The sequence below is a fragment of the Acinetobacter sp. 479375 genome (assembly GCF_000581715.1).
Lineage (GTDB): Bacteria > Pseudomonadota > Gammaproteobacteria > Pseudomonadales > Moraxellaceae > Acinetobacter > Acinetobacter ursingii.
Map to the genome: position 1 here is coordinate 41,713 of NZ_JEZN01000021.1, position 6,269 is coordinate 47,981.

Genomic DNA, 6,269 nt, shown 5'->3' on the forward strand with positions numbered 1-6,269 from the left:
AAGGATTTTTATGAAAAAAAATCAAAAAACGCTCAACTTTTATTCATTATTGACCAACCATGACCATTGCTGGGCGTAATAAACGACCAGAAAGGGTATAGCCTTTTTGTAAAACAGTACCGATCTCACCTGACTTGGCATTTGGATCAATACCCACAGCCTGATGAAGATCTGCATTAAAACCATGCTCAGTATCTACAGCGACAATATCGAACTTCTCTAAAGTGTTTAATAATGATTTTAAAGTGAGCTGCACACCTTCTAATAAAGGTGATGGCTCATTGCCTGCTGCCTGAATCGCGCGTTCCAGATTGTCCACTGAATCAAGCAAGCTTTTAGCAAATTTTTCCAGCGCAAATTTTTTGGCTGTATCTGCTTCGCGCTCAGCACGCTCCTTGACTTTTTCAGCTTCATACATCGCATTGGCTGCACGTGCTTTTTCAAGTTTTAGGCTTTCTTCGAGTTTAGTGATTTGAGCTTGTAAATCTTCAACGCTAAGTTCGTTTGCTTGCTCTACACCTTCAGCTTGAGTTTGTTCAGTTTGTTGCTCATTTTGAATGTCTTGAGCTTGCTCGTTTTGCTCATTAGCCATTGATGATCTCCGTTTAAATGGGTTTTTAAACATGTACAGTCCTTTTGGCATCGGTGTTTAAAACAGCATTATGCTGAACTGCCATGAGTTTTGATTCTTGATGAATGAAGTAAGGTCATCCTTTATAAATTCAAGCATGCTGTTATATTTAAATCTCTTTAATTTTCTTTATTTAAGTAAAAATCGAGGTGTTCGATTAAAAAAGCAATAAATTGCTGAATGATTCTGGGTAAATGTTGACGAGACACATACACCAACGAGAGCGTCAAATCTGGTGCAGAAAAATCAGCCAACACCTGAATTAATCGCCCGCGAATCAAATCATTTTGCACCAATCGTGCAGGTAACATCGCAATTCCTTGCGCATTGATACACATATCATACAAAGCATTTACGTCATTGCTTTTAAAGGTGCTATTTAAAGGGTAATTCTGGGGCTGCTGTTCGACATTAAACAACGTCCAGTACTGACTGGCATGTTGATGGGTAATACAGTCATACTGTAAAAGTTGGCTGGGATGTAATAGAGGAGGGTGTTGAGCCAAATAATCGGGATGTGCGCAAAAAATTGATTTGATCTCGTGTACGGGGCGCGCAATTAAACCATCAGCCACCTTTTGAGTGATGCGAAGCGCCAAATCCATCTGATGATCAATTAAATCAACAGTATTTTCAGTGAGAATTACTTCAAATTGAATATGCGGGTGTTGTCGTTTAAACGCTCGTAGACACTCATTCAACCCCATTTGATATAAAAATAAACCGCAGGTGAGACGGATTGTACCTGTTTGTTGTTCATGCGCAGCCAATTCAAACAGTAACGCCTGCTGCTGTAAAATATTTTCACAATACAGTAAAGCTTTTTCACCCGCAGGGGTCAGCGAGATTTTACGGGTGTTCCGCTGAAATAGGCGTACGGAAAATGTTTGTTCCAAATGATCCAGATAACGTGACACCATGGCTCGAGAATAATTAAGTTGCTCGGCGGCACGGCTCAGGCTGCCTTGTTCTGCAATACGAACAAAGACTTGCATGGCTTTTATAGTATCCATCATGACATCTGATTGTTGCATTATTTGTAATAGCTTATCTTGAATTAGCGGCTTTATCTGATACAAATTGCAATTTAAAGTGCTATTTATTTATCTGGATTTAGTCATGCGCAGTTTAAAAGCACCTATTTTAGCCGCAGTCACCTCAGCTTTATTTTCTCAAATGGTACTGGCTAAACCGCTCATCCTCAAAAACTTTTTAGCTCAACCACAACATTTTGGTGTGACTTCGACTTTGATTGAAGGGGAGAAAGAAGTGATCTTGGTGAATGCACAATTTTCCAAATCAGAAGCACTGCGAGTGGCTGCTGATATTCTGGATAGTGGTAAAACTCTAAAAACCATTTTTGTTAGTTATGGTGATCCAGACTTTTATTTCGGTCTGGATGTATTTAAGCAGTATTTTCCAAATGCCAAAATCATCGCAACGCCAGAAACAGTAAAGCACATTCAAGATACTCAGGTCTTAAAAGTGCAGTATTGGTCTCCTAAAATGGGCGTCAATGCACCTGAGAGCATCATCATTCCACAAGCATTCACTGGCAAAACACTCCAACTGGAAAATGAACAGATCGAGATAAAGGGAAATCATGAATTGACTTATTTATGGATTCCGTCAATCAAAGCCGTGGTAGGGGGGATTCCCGTATCTTCTGGCATTCATTTATGGATGGCAGATACGCCTAGAACCAAAGATCGTGCTGAAGTCATTGGTACACTGCAAGCGATCAAGGCTCTTCAGCCGCAAATAGTCGTACCTGCACATATGCTCGAAAATGCGCCAGAAAATTTAGCTGCCGTGAATTTTTCATTGGACTATTTAAACAATTATGAGAAAGCAGCAAAAACCACAAAAACTGCACAACAACTTTCTCAAACAATGCAACAACAATATCCTGATCTCAAGGAAACAGATACTTTGGATTTGGGTGCAAAGGTAGTTAAAGGTGAAATGAAATGGCCTTAATTTGAGGCATAATTTCAAAACTCTGTGAAATTTCATCTTTGCAAAATGGGCTCATTCAAAAAGAATGGGCCTGTATGCACGATAAGTACTGCAAAAAGCCCTCAATTACGATGTAACAATTTATTATGGTTTTAGGTGATTTATATAACGTTAACATCCAGATTTATGATCATTCTCCTGCAATTTAAAATTAAAAAATAAAAGTTGAATAATAAGTTAGCACAGCTTTTGTAATTTAAAGCTCTGTTTTTAGCAAAATGGCGTTTAGTTAAAAAAAATTGCAGAACATGTACGTCTAACTCTATAAACACCAACCAATGATGTGAGTTTGACCAGAAGAAATTGTGAATCATAGGCAGCGCAAAGTTGGACTTTGCAAATTTTCGTCATAATGAAAGGAAAGAAACATGAAGAAACTTGGTCTATTATCATTGGTATTTGCAGGTGTAGCATTCACAGCAGTAGGCTGTGCTTCGGAAGCTGGCTTAAATGCTTCAGGTTCTACACAAGCGTCTGCAAGCCCAGAAGCAACGGGTGTGCAGGGTGGTGTAGCAGTACAAGCGGATACTTCAACACAGGCTCAACCTGTACAGGCATCTCCTGAACAACCACAAGTTGCCCCTGAGTCTGCACCCGTTCAATAATATTTTTTGTCTGCGATGCGGTGAATGAAAGTGATCATTGGATGCCACCATAACACTCAGTTTTAGATGAGCTGCTACTCATTTGAAACGTTCAAAGCCGACATTCAGCGAAGATATGACGTACAGATACTTCGGTCGATTGCCCTCAGGCAAGGCTTTAGTCATCAATTATAGTAGCTCCATAGCAAACAGGATGTTTGTTGCAAATGGTCGTACAGTAAATAAGGCAGGATGCTTGAGTACGAACCAAATCAAAGCCTAAATCTCCGTAGATTTAGGCTTTGATTTATTTGAACGACGTTATTTAACGAGTATAGATATTAGGGACGATCCGCATATCTCCAACCCCCATTAGCATGATCCCAGCGACCATGATCTCTGTCCCAGTGACCTTTTCTGTTATATCCATCATCATTTCGATCATGGTCATATCGATCACCATGCCGATGATTGTGATCTTCAGGTAAAACTACACATCCAACTGCAAGCAATGCAGTGACAAGTGAGATCAAAATTACTTTCATTTTACTGCTCCTTATTTTTGATCTAACCAATGACAAAACTATCCAATGCCATTTCAGGTTTGAGTCAATGACTTTTATTGTGGTTGCGATTAGCGTAGGAAAAATTAAGGAAATGTAACTTGATTAGGTGTCTTGTATGCGCATATAGTCAAGACACGATTGAATATGTAGAAAAAATGAATAACAGCAATTTGAAGGGAGAAATCAGTGAATCTATCGCAGCAAAAGCTTCAGGCATTATTAGAAAAAGGGCAGGGACCAGCAGCGCGCGCATTAGACAAACTCCCTGCTTTTATTCAGGAGTCCATTGTTAAATTACTGGGCTATCCCTATCAGTATCCCCAACTTGATAGTTTCACAAAATGCTTGATGGCGGTGCAGTACAAACAGGGGTATTCGGGTTTTATCGATGAAAATGTTGACCGTTCCCGCCAAATGTTTGAACTACAAATGCAGGCGATTCGACGCAAACCAACACCATTAGAGTTTGTAGAAGATATTCGTTTACCTTTACAAAGTGGTACCATCTTTGCCAGACATTATCATCCGCATCCAAATAAAAAGCTGCCTATGGTGGTGTTTTATCATGGTGGTGGTTTTGTGGTTGGTAATGTCGATACGCATGATGAAGCTTGTCGCCTGATTGCTAAATCAGCCAATGTGCAAATATTAAGTATTGAATATCCGCTCGCTCCAGAATTTTCTCCTAAGCATTTAATTCAGTCCTGTGAAGATGCGTTGGCTTGGGTTTATCAAAACCGCCGCTATTTTAAAATTCTAAAAAATCGTATTGCAGTGGCAGGCGATAGCGCAGGCGGCAATATCAGCACCGTGGTGGCTCAACGAACCATTGGTAAGTCTTATGCACCACAAGCTCAATTCTTGATTTATCCAGCGGTAGACTTTAAAAGCCGTCATCCCTCTTTTTATGCCTATAAAGATGGTTTGGTATTGACAGGTCGTGATATCGATTACGTCACAGATTACTACGCAACCCAACATCATATTGAATTAACAGATCCAGTGATTTCACCTACTTATGGAAATTTGAAAAAAATAGCACCCGCATATGTAGTGACGGCTGGTCATGATGTGCTACACGATGAGGGTGAGATTTATAGTCATAAATTGCGTCAGAATGGGGTTAAGGTTCAATATGATGAATATTTGGATCAAACCCACGGTTTTATTAATCTGACACCTGTTTCGCGTAAAGCCAAAGCCAATTTGATACAAATGAGTAAATCATTTAGAAAGTTTTGGGATAAACACACCTAATCGAAATCAAGACGATAAATCAAAGATACAAAGGTGTTTCACGTGGAACACCTTTTGATAATCCAAATAACAATATTATAAAAATAGACCATGAACATACTATGCTAGTCTGGCTAGCAATTTGGTCGCTATAGAGATAGAAAAGGAAAAACCATGTTAAAGAAAGTCGCTTTAATGGCAACGGGGTGTTTAATGAGTATTAGTGTATTTGCAAATACACTCGTTGAAATGAAAACCTCTATGGGCAATATTGAGATTGAGCTTTTTAATGATCAAGCTCCAATTTCTAGCAAAAATTTTGAAACTTATGTAAAAAGCAACTTTTATACAGGGACGATTTTTCATCGCGTTATTCCTGGCTTCATGGTTCAAGGTGGTGGCATGGATGTCAACCTCAAAGAAAAAGCGACTCGACCAGCAATCAAAAATGAAGCAAGTAACGGACTTAAAAATACACGTGGTACTTTAGCAATGGCGCGTACCAGTAACCCAAATTCTGCAACTAGCCAATTCTTCATTAATGTTGCAGATAATAACTTCCTGAATGCTTCTCCAGTAGATGCAGGGTATGCAGTGTTTGGTAAAGTCACAAAGGGCATGGATGTGGTCGATAAAATTGTTAAAGTTCCAACAACGACTATAGGTTCTTATCAAAATGTGCCTAAACAACCGATTAAAATCCTGAGTGTGCAAATCAAGCCACAAAAAAGTGCTAAATAACAAACAATAAAGCAGAAATGTGAAATTAATATTTCTGCTTTATAAATAAATAGTTACATTGGTTTTGATTATAAAATAAACTAGATCGATGCACAAAAATAGAACACTCAATAAAACAATGAGTTAAAGGGGCTTGCTTGTGTAGGGAATTGCCCTATAATGCACTCATCCCGACGCGATACACGATGAAGATCTTGGCTTTTAGGGTTAAGGTTGAGTGGTTTGTATTGAGTTGAATTTCTTACTGACGAGGTAAGGAATAGATCATTAAGAGAATAGAAGAACAACTTGTGTGGATTTTTACTGATTGATTGATCGAAAAATTATCATTGATTGATTGGTTTAAATTACTCGAAGTTTATTTGAGAGAATTTGTCAGTAATTGATGAGCCAGAATTGGCACCTTGTCTTTAATAAGGTGCGAAATGATTTTAACTGAAGAGTTTGATCATGGCTCAGATTGAACGCTGGCGGCAGGCTTAACACATGCAA

Annotated in this window: 7 protein-coding genes; 4 read left to right on the top strand and 3 right to left on the bottom strand. The window is 38.9% G+C overall.

Annotated elements, in window-relative coordinates:
* Window positions 1-46: 46 nt before the first annotated feature.
* Entirely contained in the window at window positions 47-592 is a 546-nt protein-coding gene (gene grpE, locus J500_RS13925) for a nucleotide exchange factor GrpE (protein WP_004994585.1), read from the bottom strand.
* A 158-nt stretch (window positions 593-750) separates the two neighbouring features.
* Entirely contained in the window at window positions 751-1,644 is an 894-nt protein-coding gene (locus tag J500_RS13930; protein WP_034700137.1) for a LysR family transcriptional regulator, read from the bottom strand.
* Window positions 1,645-1,750: 106 nt separating this feature from the next.
* Between J500_RS13930 and J500_RS13935 the strand changes: the two genes are divergently transcribed.
* Window positions 1,751-2,611 (top strand): MBL fold metallo-hydrolase, encoded by an 861-nt coding sequence (locus J500_RS13935; RefSeq protein ID WP_004994583.1) that lies wholly within the window; start codon window positions 1,751-1,753, stop codon window positions 2,609-2,611.
* Window positions 2,612-3,018: 407 nt separating this feature from the next.
* A complete protein-coding gene (locus tag J500_RS13940) occupies window positions 3,019-3,255 on the top strand; it encodes a hypothetical protein (protein WP_004986255.1) in 237 nt (78 codons plus the stop codon).
* A 320-nt stretch (window positions 3,256-3,575) separates the two neighbouring features.
* Here J500_RS13940 and J500_RS13945 read toward each other — a convergent pair whose 3' ends face one another.
* Entirely contained in the window at window positions 3,576-3,779 is a 204-nt protein-coding gene (locus tag J500_RS13945; RefSeq protein ID WP_004994582.1) for a hypothetical protein, read from the bottom strand.
* Window positions 3,780-3,986: 207 nt separating this feature from the next.
* Here J500_RS13945 and J500_RS13950 point away from each other — a divergent pair, with 207 nt between their 5' ends.
* Window positions 3,987-5,057: an alpha/beta hydrolase gene (locus J500_RS13950; protein WP_004994580.1), complete on the top strand. Its 1,071-nt coding sequence runs from the start codon at window positions 3,987-3,989 to the stop codon at window positions 5,055-5,057.
* Between the two features lie 153 nt (window positions 5,058-5,210).
* The gene (locus J500_RS13955) at window positions 5,211-5,777 is read left to right on the top strand and encodes a peptidylprolyl isomerase A (RefSeq protein ID WP_004986258.1); all 567 of its coding nucleotides are present in this window, start codon (window positions 5,211-5,213) and stop codon (window positions 5,775-5,777) included.
* Window positions 5,778-6,269 lie beyond the last annotated feature (492 nt).

Bases quoted from the DNA above. Each gene is read 5' to 3' on its own strand.
- grpE (WP_004994585.1), bottom strand. From the start codon at position 592: ATGGCTAATGAGCAAAACGAGCAAGCTCAAGACATTCAAAATGAGCAA.
- J500_RS13930 (WP_034700137.1), bottom strand. From the start codon at position 1,644: ATGGATACTATAAAAGCCATGCAAGTCTTTGTTCGTATTGCAGAACAA.
- J500_RS13935 (WP_004994583.1), top strand. From the start codon at position 1,751: ATGCGCAGTTTAAAAGCACCTATTTTAGCCGCAGTCACCTCAGCTTTA.
- J500_RS13940 (WP_004986255.1), top strand. From the start codon at position 3,019: ATGAAGAAACTTGGTCTATTATCATTGGTATTTGCAGGTGTAGCATTC.
- J500_RS13945 (WP_004994582.1), bottom strand. From the start codon at position 3,779: ATGAAAGTAATTTTGATCTCACTTGTCACTGCATTGCTTGCAGTTGGA.
- J500_RS13955 (WP_004986258.1), top strand. From the start codon at position 5,211: ATGTTAAAGAAAGTCGCTTTAATGGCAACGGGGTGTTTAATGAGTATT.